Source organism: Streptomyces sp. O3 (assembly GCF_054788135.1).
In genome coordinates this window covers 1-400 of the sequence record NZ_JBTVYK010000147.1, presented here as the reverse complement: position 1 = coordinate 400, position 400 = coordinate 1, and the positions used below count along the sequence as shown (strand labels likewise).

The window sequence follows — 400 nt, the reverse complement described above, 5'->3', positions numbered from 1 at the left end:
CCTGAGCCGGTGAAGCTCGACTTCGACATCAAGGGCCGCTCCGACATCAAGGCCGCCAACGGCAGCACCCCCCTCAGCGGCGACATCAAGACCCGCTACGACCTCGGCAACGGCACCTTCGACGCCGACCTCAACCTCGAACCCAACACCGGCAACTTCACCATCCTCGGCTTCCTGCCCACCACCGCCGACATCGCCTTCGAGCAAGACGGCAAGACCACCGGCACCCTCGACACCTCCGGCACCCTCAAGTCCCACTCCGAGATGTACGTCAAACTCACCAGCGTCAACATCTTCGGACTCCCCATCGGCGGCGGAGAGAACTGCAAGACCACCGAAACCGCCAAGATCGACCTCACCAGCGAAGGCCGCTTCCAGCCCTTCGTCGGCGGCAAGCTCA

At 63.8% G+C, this 400-nt stretch carries 1 protein-coding gene; it reads left to right on the top strand.

Going from position 1 to position 400, the window contains the following annotated elements; translation table 11 throughout:
• The coding region (locus tag ACX6XY_RS30100) for a hypothetical protein (RefSeq protein ID WP_460337802.1) at positions 1 to 400 on the top strand (400 nt) is incomplete at both ends.